The sequence below is a fragment of the Permianibacter aggregans genome, assembly GCF_009756665.1.
Classification (GTDB): domain Bacteria; phylum Pseudomonadota; class Gammaproteobacteria; order Enterobacterales; family Permianibacteraceae; genus Permianibacter; species Permianibacter aggregans.
The window spans coordinates 3030319-3050652 of sequence record NZ_CP037953.1; the positions used below are offsets into that span (position 1 = coordinate 3030319).

21 protein-coding genes are annotated in these 20334 nt (G+C 54.5%); 8 read left to right on the forward strand and 13 right to left on the reverse strand.

Going from position 1 to position 20334, the window contains the following annotated elements; genetic code table 11:
- The first annotated feature begins 28 nt into the window (after positions 1 to 28).
- The 3 genes from grpE to dnaJ all read left to right on the forward strand — a co-directional run bounded on the left by grpE (position 29) and on the right by dnaJ (position 3939).
- Positions 29 to 610: a nucleotide exchange factor GrpE gene (gene grpE / locus E2H98_RS13600; protein WP_133591730.1), complete on the forward strand. Its 582-nt coding sequence runs from the start codon at positions 29 to 31 to the stop codon at positions 608 to 610.
- A gap of 101 nt (positions 611 to 711) precedes the next feature.
- Positions 712 to 2637, forward strand: a complete 1926-nt coding sequence (gene dnaK / locus E2H98_RS13605) for a molecular chaperone DnaK (protein WP_133591732.1) — start codon at positions 712 to 714, stop codon at positions 2635 to 2637.
- Positions 2638 to 2796: 159 nt separating this feature from the next.
- Positions 2797 to 3939 (forward strand): molecular chaperone DnaJ, encoded by a 1143-nt coding sequence (gene dnaJ, locus E2H98_RS13610; RefSeq protein WP_133591734.1) that lies wholly within the window; start codon positions 2797 to 2799, stop codon positions 3937 to 3939.
- A 13-nt stretch (positions 3940 to 3952) separates the two neighbouring features.
- Here the strand turns inward: dnaJ and E2H98_RS13615 are convergent, their stop codons facing one another.
- The 3 genes from E2H98_RS13615 to E2H98_RS13625 are packed head-to-tail and all read right to left on the reverse strand — an operon-like array spanning position 3953 to position 6950.
- Positions 3953 to 4999, reverse strand: a complete 1047-nt coding sequence (locus E2H98_RS13615; protein ID WP_133591736.1) for a hypothetical protein — start codon at positions 4997 to 4999, stop codon at positions 3953 to 3955.
- Complete coding sequence (locus tag E2H98_RS13620; RefSeq protein ID WP_133591738.1) at positions 4954 to 5970, reverse strand: hypothetical protein; 1017 nt, start codon at positions 5968 to 5970, stop codon at positions 4954 to 4956. The genes E2H98_RS13615 and E2H98_RS13620 overlap by 46 nt, the downstream gene beginning before the upstream one ends.
- The gene (locus E2H98_RS13625; protein ID WP_133591740.1) at positions 5967 to 6950 is read right to left on the reverse strand and encodes a hypothetical protein; all 984 of its coding nucleotides are present in this window, start codon (positions 6948 to 6950) and stop codon (positions 5967 to 5969) included. Before E2H98_RS13625 ends, E2H98_RS13620 begins: the two co-directional genes overlap by 4 nt.
- Before the next feature lie 111 nt (positions 6951 to 7061).
- Here E2H98_RS13625 and dapB point away from each other — a divergent pair, with 111 nt between their 5' ends.
- Entirely contained in the window at positions 7062 to 7883 is an 822-nt protein-coding gene (gene dapB, locus E2H98_RS13630) for a 4-hydroxy-tetrahydrodipicolinate reductase (protein WP_133591742.1), read from the forward strand.
- Between the two features lie 1009 nt (positions 7884 to 8892).
- Here dapB and E2H98_RS13635 read toward each other — a convergent pair.
- Positions 8893 to 9471 carry a uracil-DNA glycosylase family protein gene (locus E2H98_RS13635; RefSeq protein WP_133591744.1) on the reverse strand — a complete coding sequence of 193 codons (579 nt, stop codon included), beginning with the start codon at positions 9469 to 9471 and terminating at the stop codon, positions 8893 to 8895.
- Between the two features lie 359 nt (positions 9472 to 9830).
- Here E2H98_RS13635 and E2H98_RS13640 point away from each other — a divergent pair, with 359 nt between their 5' ends.
- Entirely contained in the window at positions 9831 to 11171 is a 1341-nt protein-coding gene (locus tag E2H98_RS13640; RefSeq protein WP_133591846.1) for a pectin acetylesterase-family hydrolase, read from the forward strand.
- A 71-nt stretch (positions 11172 to 11242) separates the two neighbouring features.
- On the opposite strand, the gene E2H98_RS13645 is transcribed toward E2H98_RS13640, so the two are convergent.
- The 8 genes from E2H98_RS13645 to gluQRS form a co-directional block, all read right to left on the reverse strand.
- A complete protein-coding gene (locus E2H98_RS13645) occupies positions 11243 to 11887 on the reverse strand; it encodes a hypothetical protein (RefSeq protein WP_133591746.1) in 645 nt (214 codons plus the stop codon).
- 30 nt (positions 11888 to 11917) lie between these two features.
- Positions 11918 to 12190 carry a TMEM165/GDT1 family protein gene (locus tag E2H98_RS13650; RefSeq protein ID WP_133591748.1) on the reverse strand — a complete coding sequence of 91 codons (273 nt, stop codon included), beginning with the start codon at positions 12188 to 12190 and terminating at the stop codon, positions 11918 to 11920.
- Positions 12191 to 12193: 3 nt separating this feature from the next.
- On the reverse strand, positions 12194 to 13042 hold the full coding sequence (gene panC / locus E2H98_RS13655; RefSeq protein ID WP_133591750.1) for a pantoate--beta-alanine ligase: 849 nt from the start codon (positions 13040 to 13042) through the stop codon (positions 12194 to 12196).
- A gap of 55 nt (positions 13043 to 13097) precedes the next feature.
- Positions 13098 to 13919 (reverse strand): 3-methyl-2-oxobutanoate hydroxymethyltransferase, encoded by an 822-nt coding sequence (gene panB / locus E2H98_RS13660; protein ID WP_133591752.1) that lies wholly within the window; start codon positions 13917 to 13919, stop codon positions 13098 to 13100.
- A 28-nt stretch (positions 13920 to 13947) separates the two neighbouring features.
- Positions 13948 to 14592 carry a deoxynucleoside kinase gene (locus E2H98_RS13665; RefSeq protein WP_198325128.1) on the reverse strand — a complete coding sequence of 215 codons (645 nt, stop codon included), beginning with the start codon at positions 14590 to 14592 and terminating at the stop codon, positions 13948 to 13950.
- Entirely contained in the window at positions 14589 to 15071 is a 483-nt protein-coding gene (gene folK / locus E2H98_RS13670) for a 2-amino-4-hydroxy-6-hydroxymethyldihydropteridine diphosphokinase (RefSeq protein WP_133591754.1), read from the reverse strand. Before folK ends, E2H98_RS13665 begins: the two co-directional genes overlap by 4 nt.
- The gene (gene pcnB, locus E2H98_RS13675; RefSeq protein WP_133591756.1) at positions 15071 to 16414 is read right to left on the reverse strand and encodes a polynucleotide adenylyltransferase PcnB; all 1344 of its coding nucleotides are present in this window, start codon (positions 16412 to 16414) and stop codon (positions 15071 to 15073) included. Before pcnB ends, folK begins: the two co-directional genes overlap by 1 nt.
- A 69-nt stretch (positions 16415 to 16483) precedes the next feature.
- The gene (gene gluQRS / locus E2H98_RS13680) at positions 16484 to 17437 is read right to left on the reverse strand and encodes a tRNA glutamyl-Q(34) synthetase GluQRS (RefSeq protein ID WP_198325129.1); all 954 of its coding nucleotides are present in this window, start codon (positions 17435 to 17437) and stop codon (positions 16484 to 16486) included.
- A 29-nt stretch (positions 17438 to 17466) separates the two neighbouring features.
- On the opposite strand from gluQRS, the gene E2H98_RS13685 reads away from it, so the two are divergent.
- Entirely contained in the window at positions 17467 to 18393 is a 927-nt protein-coding gene (locus E2H98_RS13685) for a phosphatidate cytidylyltransferase (protein WP_133591758.1), read from the forward strand.
- Entirely contained in the window at positions 18390 to 19091 is a 702-nt protein-coding gene (locus E2H98_RS13690; RefSeq protein WP_133591760.1) for a lysophospholipid acyltransferase family protein, read from the forward strand. The genes E2H98_RS13685 and E2H98_RS13690 overlap by 4 nt, the downstream gene beginning before the upstream one ends.
- Before the next feature lie 69 nt (positions 19092 to 19160).
- Here the strand turns inward: E2H98_RS13690 and dksA are convergent, their stop codons facing one another.
- Positions 19161 to 19544 carry an RNA polymerase-binding protein DksA gene (dksA, locus tag E2H98_RS13695; RefSeq protein ID WP_133591852.1) on the reverse strand — a complete coding sequence of 128 codons (384 nt, stop codon included), beginning with the start codon at positions 19542 to 19544 and terminating at the stop codon, positions 19161 to 19163.
- Positions 19545 to 19698: 154 nt separating this feature from the next.
- On the opposite strand from dksA, the gene E2H98_RS13700 reads away from it, so the two are divergent.
- Positions 19699 to 20301 carry a hypothetical protein gene (locus E2H98_RS13700; protein ID WP_133591762.1) on the forward strand — a complete coding sequence of 201 codons (603 nt, stop codon included), beginning with the start codon at positions 19699 to 19701 and terminating at the stop codon, positions 20299 to 20301.
- Positions 20302 to 20334: the final 33 nt, after the last annotated feature.

A 20334-nucleotide genomic window follows, 5' to 3' on the forward strand; every position in this document is an offset into this window, starting at 1 on the left:
GTGCTTGCCATTGATACGAGGGGAGTAAATGAGTACCGAACAGCCTACGCCGGATACCGAGGGCGTCGCACCTGCTGACAACGATAATTTCAATGAAAACAGTGATTTAAGCGAAGACGTTGCGAAACTGAAAGCCGATTTGGCGAGTGCCGAGGAAAAGGCCAAGCAGAATTGGGACCTGGTGCTGCGGACCAAGGCCGACGCCGAAAACCTGGTGCGCCGGGCCGAGCGCAATGCCGAGAACAGTGCCAAGTTCGCCGTCGAGCGGCTTTGTGGTGAGCTGCTGGAAGTGCTCGATGGTCTCGATCAGGGCCTGCAATTGAACCTGGAATCGGATGAGGCGAAAAAGGTTGCCGAAGGCATGGAGCTGACCCAGCGCAAATTGCTGTCGGTGCTGGAGAAATTCGGCGTCAAAGCCATTGAGGCGCAAGGCCAGCCATTCAACCCGGACTTACATGAAGCGATGGTCGCGCAAGAGAATGCCGATGTCGCGCCGGATACCGTGTTGATGGTGCTGCAGAAAGGCTACACGCTGCATGGCCGTTTGCTGCGTCCGGCCCGCGTCATCGTGTCGCGTGGTCCTGTACAGAAAATCGACGAGAACGCTTGATCTCGTCAATAAAAACCCCACTTACAGTGCAAGAGTTCGAATTGCCGGTGTTCCGCTCCCGATAGGGCGGGCCGGCCAGTGAAATATCGGGAGAAAACATTATGGGTAAGATCATCGGTATCGATTTGGGCACGACCAACAGCTGCGTCGCGATCATGGACGGCAAGAATGTCCGCGTGATCGAAAACAGCGAAGGCGGTCGCACCACGCCATCGATTGTCGCGTTCACCAAAGATGGCGAAACGCTGGTCGGCCAGAGCGCCAAGCGCCAGTCGGTGACCAATCCGAAAAACACGCTGTACGCGGTCAAGCGTTTGATCGGCCGTCAGTTTGAAGACAGCGTCGTGCAAAAAGACATCAAGATGGTGCCCTACCAAATCGTCAAAGCGAAAAACGGTGATGCCTGGGTCGAAGTCGATGGCAAGCCGATGGCGCCACCGCAAATCAGCGCCGAAGTGCTGAAGAAAATGAAGAAAACCGCTGAGGATTACCTCGGCGAAACCATTACCGAGGCGGTCATTACCGTGCCGGCTTACTTCAACGATTCCCAGCGTCAAGCCACGAAAGACGCCGGCAAAATTGCTGGCCTCGAAGTCAAGCGCATCATCAACGAGCCGACCGCGGCCGCGCTGGCCTACGGCATGGACAAAGCCAAAGGCGACAAGAAAATTGCCGTCTACGATTTGGGCGGCGGTACTTTTGATATTTCCATCATCGACATCGGTGAAGTCGATGGCGAAAAAACCTTTGAAGTGCTGTCGACCAATGGTGACACCTTCCTCGGTGGTGAAGACTTCGACTTGCGCGTTATTGAATACCTCTGCGCCGAATTCAAGAAAGAATCCGGCATGGATCTGCATGGTGACGCGCTGGCGATGCAGCGTCTGAAAGAAGCGGCTGAGAAAGCCAAGATTGAACTGTCTTCGTCGCAGCAAACCGAAGTCAACCTGCCATACATCACTGCTGATGCCTCCGGTCCAAAACACCTGGTGCTGAAGCTGACCCGCGCAAAACTGGAATCGCTGGTTGATGAACTGATTCAGCGCACGATTGAGCCGGTAAAAATTGCGATCAAGGATGCCGGCGTCAACGTCAAAGATATCGACGAGGTGATTCTGGTGGGCGGCCAAACCCGCATGCCGAAAGTGCAGCAAATCGTTACCGAGTTCTTTGGTAAAGAGCCGCGCAAAGACGTTAACCCGGATGAAGCGGTTGCCGTTGGTGCCGCCGTTCAGGGCGCCGTGTTGGCGGGCGATGTTAAAGATGTCTTGCTGCTCGACGTAACGCCATTGAGCCTTGGTATCGAAACCATGGGTGGCGTCATGACTACGCTGATTGAAAAGAACACGACGATTCCGACCAAGAAATCGCAAGTGTTCTCGACCGCCGATGACAACCAGGGCGCGGTAACCGTCCATGTGTTGCAGGGCGAACGCAAAATGGCTACTCAGAATAAGTCGCTGGGTAAATTCGACTTGAGCGGTATTCCGCCAGCGCCGCGTGGTGTGCCACAAATTGAAGTGACCTTTGATATCGACGCCAACGGCATCATGCATGTGACGGCGGTGGATAAAGCCACGGGCAAACAGCAGAAAATCGAAATCAAAGCCAACTCCGGTTTGTCGGAAGATGAAATCGAGCGGATGGTGCGCGATGCCGAAGCCCACGCCGAGGAAGACAAAAAATTCCAGGAGCTGGTCGAAACGCGCAACCGTGCCGACGCCTTGATTCACTCGACCAAGAAAGCCTTGAGCGATGAGTCGATCAAAGTCGAAGACAGCGAGAAAACCGCGATTGAAGCAGCGATCAAGGATTTGGAAGCGGTGTTGAAGGGCGACGATAAAGCCGCCATCGATGCCAAGACCGAAGCCCTGACCGCGGCTGCTTCGAAAATCGGTGAGAAGCTGTATCAGCAGCAACAAGCTCAGCAAGGTGCTGGCGCTGAAGGGGCACAAGGCGCCCAAGACGGTGCCAAGGATGCCGAGTTTGTTGACGCCGAGTTCGAGGAAGTCAAAGACAAGAAATAAGCTTGTCGCTTGACGGCATAACGTCCGTCAAAAACCGATCACGACGCAGCGGACTTCAGTGCCGCTGTTGTCGTTATCAAGGCCGGAGAAATGCCGGCCGGTGTTGCGCGTTACCCAAACCGGGCAACGCTTTGTACGGCTCAATGAAATCAAGAAGATATGGCAAAGCGCGATTACTACGAAGTACTGGGTGTCGAAAAAGGCGCCGACGAAGCGGAGCTGAAAAAGGCTTACCGCAAACTGGCGATGAAATATCACCCGGATCGTAATCCGGATTCGAAAGAAGCCGAATCACAGTTCAAGGAAATCACCGAGGCCTATGAAGTCTTGAGTGATAGCCAGAAGCGCGCGGCCTACGACCGCTTCGGTCATGCCGGTGTCGACCCGAGCATGGGCGGTCGTGGTGGCGGCGATCCGTTTGGCGGCAACGCCTCGTTCTCCGATATTTTCGGTGATGTCTTTGGTGACATCTTTGGTGGTGGTCGTGGTGGCGCCGGTGGTTCACGTGCGGCGCGTGGCGCCGATTTGCGCTATAACCTGGAAATTTCCCTGGAAGAAGCGGTGCGCGGCACGAAAGTGGAGTTGCGCGTACCGAGCTGGTCGAAATGCGATACCTGTAACGGTTCCGGTGCAAAAAAAGGCTCGTCACCGACGACCTGTACGACCTGTGGTGGCCATGGCCAGGTGCGCATGTCGCAAGGCTTTTTCTCGGTGCAGCAAACCTGCCCGAACTGTCATGGTCGCGGCACTGTGATCAAAGATCCTTGCGGTAGTTGTCATGGTCAAGGCCGTGTGCAAAAAGAACGCACGCTGTCGGTCAATATTCCGAAAGGCGTCGACAGTGGCGACCGGATGCGTCTGGCCGGCGAAGGTGAAGCCGGTATCGCCGGCGCACCCAGCGGCGATTTGTATGTGCACATCCATGTCCGCGAACATCCGATTTTTCAGCGCGAACAAAACAATCTTTTCTGCGAAGTGCCAATAAGTTTCGGTACCGCTGCCCTCGGTGGCGAAGTGGAAGTGCCCACTCTTGATGGCCGCGTGATCCTGAAAGTGCCGGCCGAAACGCAAACTGGCAAATTGTTCCGCTTGCGCGGCAAAGGTGTGCAACCAATGCGCGGCGGCACGCCGGGTGATTTGATGTGTCGCGTGTCAGTCGAAACGCCGGTTAACCTGAGCAGCAAACAGAAAGAGTTGCTGGAGCAATTCGAGCAGTCGGTCAAAGCCGAAAACTCGCACAATCCGCGCGCCAGCTCCTGGTTTGATGGCGTGAAAAAATTTTTTGATGATTTGCGAGGCTGATTCATTCGAGCGATCAATTCGGAGCTTTGTCAGCGGTTTCCTGACAGAGCTCCGGAAGTCTCTCACTAAGAATATTTAGATCGACATTGCGTCTTAACCAGGCAATCCGTTCTTTTCTCTCTTGCCGGTTTGAGTCCAGTTTGAACGGCAAGGCCGAATTCAGATTGGTCAAATAGCTGTTTACCGCTTTTTGCATTTTTGTATCGTGTTCCGGCTCGGGTAGGCCCAGTTTTGAGCGGGGATGAAAGAACTCTTGCATGTTCTCTGCGTCTGCGGCCTCATCAACTATAGAAAGCAGAAAGGCGCCTTCGTTGCCAAATTGCCTGGTCAGTTCATCGAAGACAAGGTAATCCCGCTTCCATGTCAAATAAGCCTCGCTTGGCACTTCCTCGACTTTTTTCCAGGCCAAGCGACTCATGATGAACAAACTTTGTCGCAACAGGTATATCGACTGAATATTGCCGTCGTGAGCCGCGGTTAATAGGTACTGCTTGGCGCGTTCATAGCGAGGCAAATCTTGTGAATTGCTCAATTCGACGATATGCAGTAAGTGAGCGCCCGCAATAAACGCTGCTTCAGTATTTCCGGCGTCGGCTGCGGAGTAAACCTCCGGGAGTGTTTTGCCTAAAAAATTTCCAGGGTCAACGACGGTGCCATTTTTTTCTACGGCATTTGGCAAGGCAACGACATAACCGAGCTGGTTGACAGCAAGTAGCAGTAGCTTTACGTCCTCCGGTAATAGGCCGCTATTCTGAAACGGTTGAAAGTGTTCGGTCTTGAAGTTCTGATTCAGCCATTCGGCGGATATGGCGCCTTTCGGACATTCAGGTAGTGAGGCAGCGGGGCGATCTGATGTCGTCGGTATATTTGACCGTTCAGCCGGTGAACTTGTCGCTTTGGTTGTAGCCGGAACCGCTTCAGCCGCGAATACTTTGGGTTCTTCTTTATCGGTAAGAGTCCAGAATAGCAATGAGAGAAAAAACGCGAGAACGACTACGGCAAGAGTAAAACGCTTCATGGTGTATCGCTTGCGGCTTGCAATCGGTGCAGTTTCTGGCATTCATTATCAATGCCGATGGCGATCTGGTAAAGATTGATATTTCGATGCAGCCAGGCAAGACGATCTTTTTCTTGCCGATCAACCATCTCATTCTCCAGTGCCATTTCCTTTCGGTATTCCTCTAGCTTTTGCTGCGCCTCTTGCCATAACAGATGGTCCGCCGGGTATTCGGTCAGCCCTAATGCGGATTGCTGTGGTGGAAGTTCCTCGATTAACAATAACGCGTATGTCGCTGCGGATTCGTGTTGTTCCAAAAGCTGTCGATAAGCCAAATAATCACCGCGGATCTCGCGATAAAACGCCGGGTCGGATTCACTGCTGCGACGCCAGATGACTCGATGGCTAAACAACGACAATAGCTGCAGTCGTTGCAGTGACTTCTCGACGCCTGCCTGCGCAGCCTGGTGCAGCAACTGTTTACCTTGTCGATAAGACTCAATATCTATGCTGTTGCCTTGTGTATAGGAGCGGTACATCAGTTCGGAGCCGGCGATGAATTGAGCCTGGGCATCGCCTTGCTTGGCAGCAGCCAAGACTCGCTGCAGTGACCAGCCCTGATTTGGGCCTTCGGCTTCGACCGTTTCATTCTTGAATTCGGTGAAGGTCAGTGCCGCTGCACGGGAAACCTCCGGCAGTAAGCGCCGAATCATCTGCATGTCTTCGAATGTTACACCGGTGTAGGCATAGGTTTGAGCAAACGACTTGGCAAATGCTTCATCGAAACTGGGCATGCCATCATCGACCAGTTGACAATTTCCTTCGGGCAATTGGGATGTCACCTGAGCGGATTTCGGTTGGACCACTTCCGTTGCCAGCGAAGGCTTTTTTGGCGCGTCGTGTTTTGGTGTGTCGACGACAGTTTCCGAGAGAGGGCGCTCTTTTAACTCAGTTGATTTGTCGTTGCTCAGCAACAGCCATACAGCGAGCGCCAGTAATGACAAAATGACAATCAGGAGAATGCGTCGTTTCATGGCGTACTGCAGCGTGAAGAAGTGGCGCCGGATTTTACCGCTTCCAGAATCAGCGAGAAGTGCTTGCGTGCACGCAAATCCAGATCTGATAGTGGCGGTAGTCGCAGTTGCCGTTTCAACTCACGATATTTTTGCTCGGTCATTGATGGCGCTTGCTCAGATTCCGGTTGCAGATCTTCGCCTTGTTCCCTGGCACGCAGGAAGGATTGCAGCGTGCCATGCTCTTCGATAATTTGCCGCAAAGCCTGAAGCTCAATCAATTGTGATTCGCTGTAGCCTTTGTCGTTGAGTTGATCAGCGGCGATCGGCAAATACTTGGTTGGCATCAACAGCAGTTCCAACAACATCGTCAGGCTTTCGCGCTGGCCTTGACGTAGTGAGCGATACAGCAATTCTTTTGCCTGCAAGAATTGCTCGGTTTTCATCTTTTCCTTCAGCTCATGTCTGACGGGTTGCAGCAGGTTTCGGGCCCGTATCAGCGAGGCCATGCCATCGCCTTGCTGACTCAGGCTTTCCAACACGGCATTGTCGTAGTCGTGGTACGGATGACGATCGACAAACTCCTGTTCTTCGATGTAGAGCGAAGCATACTGGTCGTAGCGCAATTGTCGCTCGACGAAGTTCGCCAATTGCTCCGGGTTCTCGTCCCCGGTCAGTTTGAACAAATGACTGAGTTCCTTGTAGATGGTCAACGCGCTCTGATCGCCGGATGAATTCTGCAGCGCACGCAGAATCGCACAGCTCCGATCGACTTCAGCACCTTGTTCGGAAGGCACTATTGCCGAGAGCGGTGTGTGCGTTTCGGGAGCGAGGGGCTCCGTAGTGATGTTCGCGTTATCCATATCGCGTTTGACCGGGGAAATCGATTGCTCGGTAACCGGCTTCGCAATATCGGACGAGGAATCAAATCGATTCGAGGCGTAAAACCAATATGCTGTGCCGATCAGCACGAGCAACAGCAGCGACCGCCAGTATTTCATTCCTGTTCGTTCCTTGCGCAATAGTCAGCAGCTTTGGCGTTATGCCGCTAATCCGATATGGGCTCCAGAGTAGACAGGCTACAATAACGCCGCACTTTTTGGAGAACAACAATGCTTGCAGTTTCCATTCACGGCGCCAGTGGGCGCATGGGCAAAGCGCTGGTCGGCGCCGTGCGCGAAAACGACACGTTCAAACTGGCCGCCGCGGTTGCCTCGGCTTCCGATTCGCGTATCGGTCAGGATGTGGCGGTTATTCACGGCTTTCCTTATCTTGGTGTGCCGTTGACCGCCAATGTACCGGAAACGGTGCAGAAGGCCGATGTCGTCGTGGATTTCAGCCAGCCCTATGCGTCGCTGCAATTGCTGCGTACTTGTGCCCAGCAGCGCAAGCCAGTGGTGGTTGGCACCACGGGATTTTCCGCCGAAGCGAAAGCCGAAATTGAAGAGATCGCGCAGACCATTCCGGTCGTGCTGTCGCCGAACATGAGTGTCGGCGTCAATCTGCTGTTTGCGCTAGCGCGTATCGCCGCTGAAGCGATGCCGGATGCCGATGCCGAAATCATCGAAGGCCACCATCGCCACAAAATCGATGCGCCGTCCGGTACCGCGCTGCGTCTTGGTGAAACGGTGGCAGCGGCTCGTGGCACCACGCTGGCCGAAGCAGGCGTGTTGTCGCGCGAGGGCTTCACCGGGCCACGGGCGCCAGGCAGTATCGGCTTTGCCACCATTCGTGCCGGCGAAATTGTCGGCGACCATACCTTGCTGCTGGCCACCGGTACCGAGCATTTCGAGTTGAAGCACAAAGCCTTTGATCGCAAGAACTTTGCAGAAGGGGCGCTCAGGGCAGCCCTTTGGTTGCCGGGCAAACCGGCCGGTCTGTACGACATGAATGATGTGCTCGGTATCAGTGGCCTGAATCTGAAACTGGGCTGATCGGCGAGCCGTTTGTGAGAGATCGCTTACAGTGCTGTGGGCGATCTCCGTTTGTCGCGTTGCGAAAGCAGGTAAGCGGATTGAGAAGTGGTTTTAGTATTGCCGCATAACTTTATGATTTTAAATGGAAATTCTGGTTTCAATGAGTCAGGCAAACAAGCCCTGCGTTCAGTAGCTTGGTTATGAGCAAGTGAGCCAGGCCGGAAATTTTCCGTACACTGGCGGCTCGTAAACGGAACTTACGACTGGGACCAAAGCTAAGGACAAGCTGAGCAGGGACGGTGCAGGGAGCACAAACGTTTCACAGGACGAAACATAGGCGAAGTAAAAAGGGCAGAGCGAACACTCTGCCCTTTTTCTTTTTCGGCCGAAAAGTGACTATCCCTTCAGCGAAGAAAAAATTGCTCGCCGACCATCCAAATCGAACACGCTTTAATAGCGTCCATTTGCCCGACTCAACGGAATAAGCAAAACTCTGTTCATTGCCGAATGTAGGATTTGCCCGTCGGTTTGTGAGATATCTCTTACAAGCGTGTGCGTCAACGTGGTGACTCGCTGTTTCAGATAACCCAAGAAAGCTTGTATCTCACTGATTTAAAAGGAAATACATATATTTCGATTGGATGGCAAACGGAGTTGTTCAGTTTTTGAACGGTGAAATTCGACGGATCTACCCGATAATGCTCCCCGTGCAGGACGCACACGGAATGGAAAACACCAGGATGGTGGATAGCCAGGATGGCTGCAAGGATGGAACAGGGAACGGCAGGACGCCGGCAAAGGATGAACGATTCACCAGGATGGTGACCAGGGAAGTGCACAGGACGTGCTTGCCTCAAGGGAACGGGCTTGCAAAAAAGAGCGCATCGGCGCTCTTTTTTGTTGGGCGCGTCCCTGCGCCCAACCCTTCGGGCTGACGCTAAAAAGCGCTCCAGGCGCTTTTTTGTTTCCGGCGTTTTTCGTCAACTGCATTCAACTTTTGTGCGGCGTATACAGTAAGCATTTACTTTCATTTTTCCCCGATTGCCGCAACCCTCTGTCTCAAATAAGGCAACAGCTCCGCGTCAAACCACGGGTTCTGTTTCAGCCAGCGCTGGTTGCGTGGGCTTGGGTGCGGAAGTGGCAGCAACTCAGGAAGGTATTCGCGCCAACGGCGTACGGTGTCGGTCACCGAGTCCTTACCGCCGAAATAATGTGCCTGAGCGTAGCGACCGATAACTAACGTCAATTCGATATTCGGCAGCTTTGCCATCAATGCTTGTCGCCATGCCGGTGCACATTCCGGTCGGGGTGGCAGGTCGCCCTGACGGCCTGTGCCGGGAAAACAAAAGCCCATCGGCAGGATCGCGAACTGAGTGGCGTCGTAGAAGCGTTGCTCCTCAACATCGAGCCACTGTCGCAAACGCTCACCGCTGATATCCGCGAACGGCTTGCCGGCATCGTGTGCGCGTCGGCCTGGTGCCTGGCCAACAATCAGTATCCGGGCTTGCCTGCCGGCCTGCAGAATCGGTTTCGGCGCCAGCGGCAAATGGGCGGCGCAAAGCTGGCAGGCGCGCACCTGCGCCAGCAAGGTTTTCAGTGTTGGCATCGTCTCTACTTCAGTTCTGCCTGTTCAATGGATGTCGCCGTTATCAGGCCGTTACAACCTTAGACATTTTTGTCCGGGTGTTGCGCAGCAGCGTGAACTGGCCCGTCCGTTGATCTAGTCTCATCGCAGGTCACACCAGTGGAGAGCGGTGTGGCCGCGACGTCGTAATTCGGTCGGGGTTGCCCGAATCCCGTTTCTGCCGAATCTGCTCGCCTTGCATCACTTCCGTTTCGATGCCGTTCGGCATCGTTCTCGATGTGTTTTGCCTGGAGGCCCACGCAATGAATGGAATATTCCGTCGATTTTCCCGTTTCACCCACTACCTGTTACTGCCAGTACTGGCAACGCTGACATTTGCGATGCCAGTGCGCGCCGAGTTAGGTGATTACTCGGCCTGGCAGACGTTTCTGAACCTGTTCAATCCACCGAAAGCCGACAACAAAGTCACGCCGGATCAACGACAGGGCGATTACCCGCTGCTGGCCAATCCTGGTGGCTTCAATGCCGGCTTTTCACCCGGCAATTACTACGCCTGGCAAACCGTGAAGCTGGCGCCGGAAACCGGTGCTGTGTGCGGCAACGGCTCGACCTATAAATTTTTCGTCAACCGGGTGCCGAATACCCGCAACACGATTATTTATCTGGAAGGTGGCGGTGCCTGTTGGGATTACGCTTCCTGTTCCGGTGCCGCCGGTATTCGCGGCGCGCGCAATCCGAATGGTATTCCCGATGACTACATGAGCCTGATGAATCCGGGCGCGTCTCTGGTTTCGCCATTTGTTGTGCGTTTGCATCCGTGGACCCGGACCAAAACCCAGAACTGGAATATGGTCTATGTGCCGTATTGCACCGGCGATATTTATTCCGGTGACAAGGTGGCGATTTATGAAGACGAGAACGGCCAGAATGCGCCACTGGTTTGGCATCACAACGGTTTGCGCAATATGCGTGCCGTGCTCAGTTGGTTGAAAGACAATCTGCAGCGCCCAACGCAATTGTTGACCACCGGTTGCAGTGCCGGTGGCGCCGGTTCGCTAACCAACTATGCCCATATTCGCCGCGACATGGAGCCAACCAAAGGTTTTCTGATCGACGATTCCGGGCCGGTTTTTGCCGCGCCTGTTGGCGGCAATGATAGCCAGTACCCGAGCATTCGCCTGCAAAATCATATTCGTAGTGCCTGGGGTTTAAGCAACGGTCCGCTGTCGTACATGTTGGCCGAACTCGGACCGTATGGTTTGAATCTGAACAATCTCGGTACGATTTATTCGGCGCTGTCATCGCGTTGGTCGGCAGACCGATTGGGGCATACCCATTTCTGGCAGGATCTGAATTATTCCTCGTATTCCTACGAGCGTTTCTATGAGGATATTTTCAACGATCCGGATCAGGCCAGCCGTCAGGCGAAAATCAAAGCGCGCTGGGCGGTGGATACCGACCGGCTGAAAACAACACTGAACGGGCTGAATAATTTCGGCGGCTACTTCCCGCAATTCCGCGCCGTCAATGAAAGCCATTGCACGTCAATCATCGAGTTTGCCAATGCCGATATTCAGGAGCAGGGCCTGGAGCTCGATCACTTCATCAACAATGTGTTGAACGGCAGCGGCAATGTTATGGATGCATCGGAAAGCAGTCCACAGCAGGATTACAACAAGCCGTTCAATTTGCTGTATTGGACATTGGATCAATTGCTCTGATGGATGATGAGCGAAGAAAGAAAAAAGAGCGCCAATGTGGCGCTCTTTTTATGAAGCAGTTCTAAAAGCGGTTAACCCCCGTCGTCTTCAGACCCGGCTCCCATCGCTTCAATCCGCGCCTGCTGCAAGCGCTGACGCAGATATTCATCGCGGCTCAAACCATCGGGAATCGTTGTCATTCCGCGCACTTCATTGACGATATCCATCTCCCTACGTTTGTACTCGATGAATTTGGGATCGGGGTTGGCAAGCCAAGCCTGCTCGCTGGCGTCGGATATGGCCTGGTATTGATCAATCAGCGCTTTCGCTCGGTCTTTGTAGTCTTGCTCGTCACCGGCGGTATATTTCAGCATCGCCAACTTCAGGATCAGCGCTTCCATTGGCAGCAATTTGCCTTGTTGTTCGTAGTGCTCGGTGCCCTGTTTGATGTCATTCATCTGCTTACGTCGTTGTTCGGCATCGAGCTCCTTGGCTTGTTCAAAAAACTCGCGGGTTTGCTGCTGGAACTCGTTGTAGGCGTAATATTCCTGAACCGACTTGGGGACTTCGCCCGGTGTGATATCCCTAACCAATTCGTCACCGACGCTGACCGGCGCAGGAACAACCGCAGGCTGGTCCGCTAAATCGGTTTCACTCTGTTCCAGCTTCAGCGTCAACCACCAAACCGCAAAAACCAGCACCAGTAGTAGTGCTGTGATACCGATAAAACGCTTCATTCGATGCCCTCCGTTTGCCGGTGGCGTCTTTCAGGCGCGCCACAGTGTCCAGATACCAATCACAATAAAACCGATACCCGCAGCATAGTGCAAATATTTTTCGTTGATGTATTGACTGAGCAGTGCGCCGGCCAAAACGCCAATGGCACTGGCGACCACCAGCGCTGCCGAGGCCGCGAAGAAAATCTGCCATTTGCTGGTGTGCTGATCGGTGGCGAATAGCATTGTCGCCAACTGGGTTTTATCGCCAAGTTCAGCAATCAATACCGTGCCAAAAATAGTTAAAAAGATTTTCCAATCCATTTTTCAGTTCACCACCTGAATATTGTCGATCAGTCGAGCTTTACCAAGAAAGGCGGCGGCCAGCACGACAAACCGCTGATCTTCGATGGCCGGCTCCAGCAAATCCTCATGCCGGCGAATGGCAAAATAATCCGGGCGCAAACCGGCTTTGTCGATGGTCAATCTTGCTTGTTGTTCCAGCTTGGCAAAATCACGTTCACCGTTGCGCAATTGTTCCGCGCAAGTCGTCAATGCTTGATAGATGACTGGCGCCTGCAAGCGCTCTTCCGGCGTCAGGTAACCATTGCGAGAAGACAGCGCCAGGCCATCGCTGGCACGTTTCGTTGGCGCGCCAATAATCTCAATCGGCACGAACAAATCGGCCACCATCTGGCGTATGACCATCAGTTGCTGAAAATCTTTTTCACCAAACACCGCGACATCCGGCTGCACCAGGTTAAACAGCTTGCTAACGATGGTGGCGACGCCGCGGAAATGGCCGGGACGAGAGGCGCCACAGAGAATTGATGAGAGCCGCGGCACTTCGACAAAGGTCTGTACTTCGGTGCCCTGCGGGTACATGGTTTTGTCATCCGGTAGAAACAGCCCATCGACTTTTTTATCCTGCAGGATGATGGTATCGGCATCGAGCGTGCGCGGATATTTCGACCAGTCTTCATTGAGACCGAACTGCATCGGATTCACGTAAATGCTGGCGATGACCTTGTCGGCATGTTCACGGGCTTGCTCAAACAGCGAGGCATGGCCTTCATGCAAATTGCCCATCGTCGGTACAAAAGCGATGCGTAAACCCGCCATACGCCATTCACGCACCTGGGCACGCAAATCCGCCAATTGTTCAAACCGTTTCATGCTGCAGTTCCGACAAGGAAGGGGCCGGCATTGTAGCGTGAACGCTATCGCCTGTTCAGCTGAAGCTGTGTTCGGGGCCGGGGAAGCGCTTTTCACGCACGGCCGCGACGTAGGCAGCCACCGCCGCCTGGATATCGCCTTGTGCTTCAGCCATGAAATTATGGGAAAACTTCGGCCGCTTGCCGGGTGTGATGCCGAGCATGTCCTGCAGCACCAGTACCTGACCGTCGGTATCGACACCGGCACCGATACCGATGACCGGAATGGTCAGTTCGCCGCTGATGATTCTGGCGAGCTCGCTTGGTACGCATTCGAGCACCAGCATACGCGCACCGGAGGCTTGCAAGGCTTCGGCATCGAAGCGCATTTTCGTTGCCGCTTCCGGTTCACGGCCCTGCACTTTGTAACCACCAAGGGCATCGACCGATTGCGGCGTCAAACCCAAATGGGCACAAACCGGAATGCCGCGATCGCTCAAGGCTTTGACGCTTTCGCACAGCCAGGTGCCGCCTTCGACTTTGACCATATGGGCGCCGGCCTGCATCAATGCTGCCGCGTTCTGTAGCGTTTGCTCAACGGTGGCGTAGGCCATGTAGGGCATATCAGCGATCAAAAGCGCGTGCTGATTGGTGCGCGCGACGGCTCGCATATGATGGATCATGTCCTGCATCGTCACCGGTACGGTGCTGTCTAGCCCAAGCATGACATTACCCAGCGAATCGCCGACCAGAACCACATCGACGCCGGCCTCATTGACGACGCGTGAAAAGCTGGCGTCGTAAGCGGTAATCACGACGATCTTGTCGCCATTTTTTTTCATTTCCTGCAAACGCGGCAGAGTGATTTTCGGCTGACTGGAAGTCGAATGCTGGCTCATGGTCAAGTCTCGTTTTAAAGCCCGCGATTCAGGCTTGTGGATTGAAATAATGACGGCCGCTGCGGGTCGCGTTGATGCGCTCAACCAACTGCTGGAAGTGATTGCTGTTGCCGACCAGATCCAGTTCGGCGGTGTTGACGATCAGCAGCGGTGAGGCGACATAGAAATGGAAAAACTGAGTGTAGGCATCAACGAGTTTGGTCAGGTATTCCTTACTGATCCCCGCTTCGATGCGACGGTTGCGACGACGGATACGATCCATCAGCACAGTGGTCGGTGCATGCAGGTAAACGACCAGATCCGGTTGCGGCGTTTGTATCGTCGTTTGCGCATAAACCGTTTCGTACAGCGCCAGCTCGTCGTCATCAAGATTCAGGCGCGCAAACAGCGCGTCCTTGTCCATCAGGTAATCACTGATCGTCAGCGGCGCGAACATGTCCTGCTGACGCAAGCCTTGCAGCTGCCGCATGCGTTGAAACAGGAAAAATAATTGCGTCGGCAGCGCCGATTGTTTCGGGTTTTGATAGAAACGTTCGAGAAACGGATTTTCTTCCGGCATTTCCAGCAGCGTTTGCGCGCTCAGGGTATCCGCCAAACGCATGGCAAGCGAGGTTTTGCCGACGCCAATCGGCCCTTCAACCGCAATGAAACGCAATGCCTTGGCCGTGTTCAAAATACACTCAATCCTTCACGCGACAATTGCTCGGCCAGATCACGCAGCGCAGTGCCATCTGGCAGCTTCAAATCCGGTGCAATATCCAGCAGCGGAAATACCACAAATGGGCGTTGGTGCAGGGCGTAATGCGGCACCTGCAAATCCGCCGTGTGGATGACCGCATTATCGTACAGCAATAGATCCAGATCCAGCGTACGGCTGGCCCAGCGTTGCTGACGTATCCGGCCCTGTTGATTTTCGATTTGCTGCAGTTGTTGCAGCAATTGACGGGCAGTCAATGTTGTCGCTATCGCCGCGACGGCATTGCAGTAATCGTTTTGCGCCATGCCGGCCAGCGGTGCCGAGCGATAGAACGGGGACGCATTCAGTAGCGTGCTGTCGGGCATATTGGCCAACGCTTGCAGCGCCCGTTGCAGTTGTTGGCGCGGGTCATCGAGATTACTGCCTAGCCCGATATAGGCGGTGATGGCCGTCATCAGGTAGACGGTTTCGGCGCCCGGCGTGCAGTGCGTTTGCGCGGACGGCGGGTGCGCGGGCCATTGCTGTTTTTCGTGCCCTGGGTGGCGCCTTTAATCAATTCGATGCGAGCGGATTCATCGGCATCCTGGTATTGCTGCCACCAATCCGCCAGCGGTTTCAATTCCGTTTCACTTTCTGCACGCAGACACAACAAATCGAACGCGGCGCGAAAACGTGGATGACTGGACAGCTTGTCGACACGGGCCGGCGTGCGCGATTCAAAACGATGTTGCAGCGACCACATTTCGCGAATGACCAGAGCGAAACGACGGGCAATGGCGATGTAACGGTTTTGTTCGTCGAGCACATCGGTTGCGGCTGCTTGCATCGCCGGCGCCGGATGTTGGCCACGATCCAGTCTTTTTTGCAGGTTGTGCTGCAACACTGGCCACAACAGCACGGCAAACAGGAACGCGGGATTGACGCCTTTTTCTTCGGCGATGCGTTGATCGGTATTGCGTAGTGCCGCGTCGAACATGGCCTGCCATTGCGGCGCTTTTTTCAAGGCTTTGCTGGTGGCAGGAAACAACGCGGCGAAAAGCCCGAGTTGATCAAGCTGGTGAAAACAGGCTTCGCCATAACCGGATAAAAACAGTTTTGCCGATTCATCCCAGAGCCGGGCATTCGATACGTTGTGCAAAAGCCCGGCAAGTTCCGGAATCGGTTCGCGAGTTTTTTTCTCAATATCGAAATCAAGCTTCGCGGCGAAACGAGCGGCGCGCAGCATTCGCACCGGATCTTCGCGGAAACGTTTTTCCGGGTCGCCGATCAAGCGCAGCCGGCGCTTTTTCAAATCATCCAAACCGCCGGTGAAGTCGACGACGGAAAAATCGGCAATGTTGTAATAGAGCGCATTGACGGTGAAATCGCGACGCTCGGCATCCTGTTCCAATGTGCCGTAAACATTGTCGCGCAACACCATGCCGTGTTCGGTTTGCGGCGAATCGTCATTGGCGCCGCGAAACGTGGCGACTTCAACGACGTCGGAACCAAACAGCACATGGGCGAGGCGAAAACGGCGACCGATCAAACGGCAATTACGAAAGACTTTTGCGACTTCTTCCGGCCTGGCGCTGGTGGCGACGTCAAAATCTTTCGGGTGTTCGCCGAGCAGCACATCGCGCACACCGCCACCAACCAGATAGGCCTCGAAACCGGCCTTGTTCAAGCGATACAACACCTTCAAGGCGTTTTCACTGATTTCCTTGCGGGAAACCGTGTGCTGGTCGCGTGGAATCACGCGTTTTTTCAGCGTCGGCCCGTTGCCGTTGATGAATTGCCGGATGCGGGAAAAAATCACAAAGAATCAAGATCTTAGGGGAAAGCCGAATGATAGCACCGAACGTGGTCAGGCCAATAGCGGCGAATTTTAATTAGAAGCCAGCTCAAAAACCGGCCCTTTCGGCACTTTGGCAATATCCCAGGTGGTCGTCGCGGCGGTCAGCAACGCTTCCGGGTGCTCGGCCTCCGGTACCGGTTGGCCCAATACCCGCAGCGCCCGGTGCAGCAATTCCAGGCGCTGTTCGACCGAAATGGCGGGGGCCTGGTTCTGTTTCGATAGCTTGCGGCCATCAGCCTGTAACACCAGCGGCAGATGGGTGTAGCTCGGTGGCTGGGCGCCAAGCAGCCGGAACAATTGCGCTTGCAAAGGCGAAGCGGTCAGCAAGTCGGCGCCGCGGACGATTTCGGTAATGCCCTGATCAAGATCGTCAACGACAACTGCCAGCGTGTAGCCATACAGGCCATCGCGACGCTTCAGCACGATGTCTTCATGTTCAGCGATTTCAACAAGGCCATGTATCCGATCATTGATCGCAAGCGTCTTTGCCGGCGCCCGCAGACGAATCGCTGTGCGTTGTCCGCCCAGATGTTTTTCCGCGCAGTGATTGGCGCAGCGACCGGCATTGTCCTGCAGTTCTCGACGCGTACAGGCGCAGTGAAACGCGGCGCCACTTGCCAGCAATTGCGCCAACACCTGTTCATAGCGCTCGCTACGTTGGCTTTGATAGAGCACCTCGCTATCCCAGCAGAGCGCGAAGGCTTCGAGCTGCTTTCTTATGGTATCGGCGGCGCCCACCGGTTCTCGTGGCGGATCGATATCCTCGATACGCAGCAACCATTGGCCTCGCTGCGCTTTCGCCGACAGATACGAACCAAGCGCCGCCACCAACGAGCCGAAATGCAACGGCCCGGAAGGCGAGGGCGCGAACCGGCCAATTACCGGTGCGACGGCAGTGATTGAGACGGGCAAAGTCATCGACAGCGGGCGAGCAAACAGAAATTCATGAGTGCCACGATAAACGCTGATATGCTTTCGCGCCAAGCCCGAGCAAATTGATTGTTTTTTCGCCGATGAGTCTGGTCTGGACCTGGAATCTGATTTTTGCGGCACTGGCCGTGGCGGCTTACACCGTTTCACGCTGGCTGCTGAAAGCGCTGCCGGATTCCAGCTATGTGGTGCCGCTGCGTCATATTCGCGCCTGGGCTGGCCTGGTCGCGTTTTTCTCGATTGCGCTGTCGCTCGGGCGCGCAACGACGCTGGTGTTTTTTGCCGCACTCAGTTATCTGATCTTAAAAGAACTGATTTCAGTTCTGCCGCTGCGCCATGTTGATCGCCGTCCGATTCTGTGGACTTATTTGGCCATTCCCGTGCAATACGTGTTGGTCGCGATGGATTGGTTCGCGGCTTTCGTCGTGTTCATTCCGATTCTGCTGTGGCTGACCATCGCTGTGCGCTTGGCCTTGTCGGCGGAAAATCGCGGCTTCATTCGCTCGCTGGCCGTCATTCAATGGGCCTCACTGGTGGCGATTTTCGGTTTGAGTCACTTGGGTTATCTGCTGAATTTGCCGGCGCACACTAATGCTGAATCCAGTGGTGCCGGCTTGATTCTATTCGTCGTCATGATCGCCGCCACGCAGAATATTCTGGAATCCTTCGGCAGCCGCAAAGGCACTCATTCCGTCAATCCAAACGTCGCGCCGGAAAAGCAATGGGGCGGTTTGATTGTTAGTTTGATTGGAACGTTATTGGTCGCCGCCTGGCTCGGGCCGCTGCTGACGCCGCTGAATTATTGGCAGGCGATGGCTGTGGCCAGTTTGATGACGATAACGAGCTTTTTCGGTGGCTTGCTATTGATCGCCATCGGCCGCGATTTGCAGGCTGAAACGATGGTTGCCCAGCGTCCCACCCATATCGATTTTCTCGACTGCGTACACCGCTTGTATTTTTCGGCGCCGATTTTCTTTTATGCGCTTCGCCATTTGAGTGACTGGCAATGAATCTGCGCCGAACGATGACCCGTTTTCTGACCCGCGCCTTTGTTGCGCTGATCATGAAACCGATTTGCCTGTGGCTGCTCGGCATGAAAGTGCAGCACCGGCACAAGCTGCCGATCAACGGCCCCGCGATTGTCGCCTGCACCCACAACAGCCATGTCGATACCGCCGCCTTGTTTGCGCTGTTCCCGCTGCGTAATGCCCCGACACTGCGGCCGGTCGCCGCGATGGATCATTTTTTCAAATCTCCTCTGTGGCGGTTTTTGTCACGCGACGTGTTGAACCTGATCCCGATTGATCGCAGCGGCAAAACTCCACGCGAAAGATTGTTCGACGAATGCCATGCCGCGCTCGATGCCGGCGATATTCTGCTGATTTTCCCGGAAGGCTCGCGCGGCGAACCCGAGCAGCGTTCGCCGCTGAAAAAAGGTTTGTACTACCTCGCCAAGGAACGGCCAAACGTGCCGATCATTCCCGTTTGCATGCGCGGCACCGGCAAAGTATTGCCAAGAGGCGATAACCTGATCGTGCCGTTCACGCTCGATGTCGTCATTGGCGACCCGATGTACATCACCGACGATTCCGACGAATTTATTGCGCTGCTCGACAAGGTGTTTGATGCGCTCGATCGTCAATGCGTGACGGCAAGACCAGTCTCTTTTCCGAAGGTGGAGCAGGACGTGCAGGACGATATTTGTTGAGCGCATGCCTGTTAGTTTGACCAATAAAAAACGCTCCAACCGGAGCGTTTTTTATTGCTTACGTAAAGCTTAGTTACCAAACTGTTTTTCCTTGATTTCGGCCAAGGTCTTGCAGTCGATGCACAGCGTCGCGGTCGGGCGGGCTTCCAAACGACGGATGCCGATCTCGACGCCGCAGGCTTCGCAGTAACCGTATTCTTCAGCTTCCAGTTGCTTGATCGCTTCGCCGATTTTCTTCAACAACTTACGTTCGCGATCGCGGGTGCGCAGCTCCAGCGAGAATTCTTCTTCCTGGGTGGCGCGATCGAGTTGGTCCGGGAAGTTTGCCGCTTCGTCCTGCATGTGGTGCACGGTGCGGTCGACTTCTTCGCGCAATTGCTGCTGCCAAGTGCTCAGGATATTGCGGAAATGTTTGACATGATCCGGGTTCATGTAGGCTTCACCCTTTTTCATGTCATATGGGGCGATGCCGAGGCTGGCCAGCGTCGCCGAAGTCGACGCGTTCAGTTGGGCTTCCGAGAATTCGGCGACCAAGCGCTTCTTGACCGGCTCTTCTCGACGGGCTTTTTTGCTTTCCGCTTTCGACTTGACAGTTTTGGCGGTAGGTGTGGCTACGTTCGTCACTTTGCTTACAACTTCTTTAACAGCTTTGGATGAGGATTTCTTGCTGGCCGATTTTTTGGCCGCAGGAGTGGAATCTTTGCTCGGCGCAATCGCTTTGCTTTCTGGCGCTGCTTCGGTAACGGTAGTCGCTGGCTTGGCTTTTTTCACCTTGCTGGCCGCCTTTTCCGACGATTTTTCTGGCGCTTTTTTTGCAGGTGTTTTGCTGGCGGCGGGTTTGACCGCGGCTTTGCTTGCCGGTTTGACGGCTTTCGCTTTTTCCGCTTTCGGCTTCGTGGCTTTGGCTTTTGTTGCCGCTGCTTTTACCGGTTTGCTTTTCGCTGCTGGCTTTTCCGCTTTGACTTTTTCCGCTTTCGCTTTCGGCGCGGCTTTTTTCGCGACCGGTTTCGCTTTTTCGGCTTTCACCGCTTTTGGCGCGGCGGCTTTTTTGCTGCTGGCCGACGTTGTTTTTGCCGGTGCGGCCGCTTTGCTGGCGGCTTTCTTTTTCGGTTCAGCTTTCGGCGCCTTTTGTGCTTTGGGCGCGGCGGCGGCTTTTTTCACGACTTTTTTGGCCATTTGTTGTCTCCGAAGTATGCGATCCATGGGATAAGACGCGGGACAGTGCTGTTCCACGATAGCAGAC

Excerpts from the sequence above, each read along its gene's own strand:
- E2H98_RS13685 (WP_133591758.1), top strand. The coding sequence starts at position 17,467 with ATGAGTCTGGTCTGGACCTGGAATCTGATTTTTGCGGCACTGGCCGTG.
- E2H98_RS13690 (WP_133591760.1), top strand. The coding sequence starts at position 18,390 with ATGAATCTGCGCCGAACGATGACCCGTTTTCTGACCCGCGCCTTTGTT.
- folK (WP_133591754.1), bottom strand. The coding sequence starts at position 15,071 with ATGACGGCCATCACCGCCTATATCGGGCTAGGCAGTAATCTCGATGAC.
- E2H98_RS13650 (WP_133591748.1), bottom strand. The coding sequence starts at position 12,190 with ATGGATTGGAAAATCTTTTTAACTATTTTTGGCACGGTATTGATTGCT.
- E2H98_RS13625 (WP_133591740.1), bottom strand. The coding sequence starts at position 6,950 with ATGAAATACTGGCGGTCGCTGCTGTTGCTCGTGCTGATCGGCACAGCA.
- E2H98_RS13615 (WP_133591736.1), bottom strand. The coding sequence starts at position 4,999 with ATGCCAGAAACTGCACCGATTGCAAGCCGCAAGCGATACACCATGAAG.
- dnaJ (WP_133591734.1), top strand. The coding sequence starts at position 2,797 with ATGGCAAAGCGCGATTACTACGAAGTACTGGGTGTCGAAAAAGGCGCC.
- panC (WP_133591750.1), bottom strand. The coding sequence starts at position 13,042 with ATGAAACGGTTTGAACAATTGGCGGATTTGCGTGCCCAGGTGCGTGAA.
- E2H98_RS13620 (WP_133591738.1), bottom strand. The coding sequence starts at position 5,970 with ATGAAACGACGCATTCTCCTGATTGTCATTTTGTCATTACTGGCGCTC.
- E2H98_RS13635 (WP_133591744.1), bottom strand. The coding sequence starts at position 9,471 with ATGCCAACACTGAAAACCTTGCTGGCGCAGGTGCGCGCCTGCCAGCTT.
- dnaK (WP_133591732.1), top strand. The coding sequence starts at position 712 with ATGGGTAAGATCATCGGTATCGATTTGGGCACGACCAACAGCTGCGTC.
- E2H98_RS13645 (WP_133591746.1), bottom strand. The coding sequence starts at position 11,887 with ATGAAGCGTTTTATCGGTATCACAGCACTACTACTGGTGCTGGTTTTT.
- grpE (WP_133591730.1), top strand. The coding sequence starts at position 29 with ATGAGTACCGAACAGCCTACGCCGGATACCGAGGGCGTCGCACCTGCT.
- dapB (WP_133591742.1), top strand. The coding sequence starts at position 7,062 with ATGCTTGCAGTTTCCATTCACGGCGCCAGTGGGCGCATGGGCAAAGCG.
- E2H98_RS13640 (WP_133591846.1), top strand. The coding sequence starts at position 9,831 with ATGCCAGTGCGCGCCGAGTTAGGTGATTACTCGGCCTGGCAGACGTTT.
- panB (WP_133591752.1), bottom strand. The coding sequence starts at position 13,919 with ATGAGCCAGCATTCGACTTCCAGTCAGCCGAAAATCACTCTGCCGCGT.
- dksA (WP_133591852.1), bottom strand. The coding sequence starts at position 19,544 with ATGAAAAAGGGTGAAGCCTACATGAACCCGGATCATGTCAAACATTTC.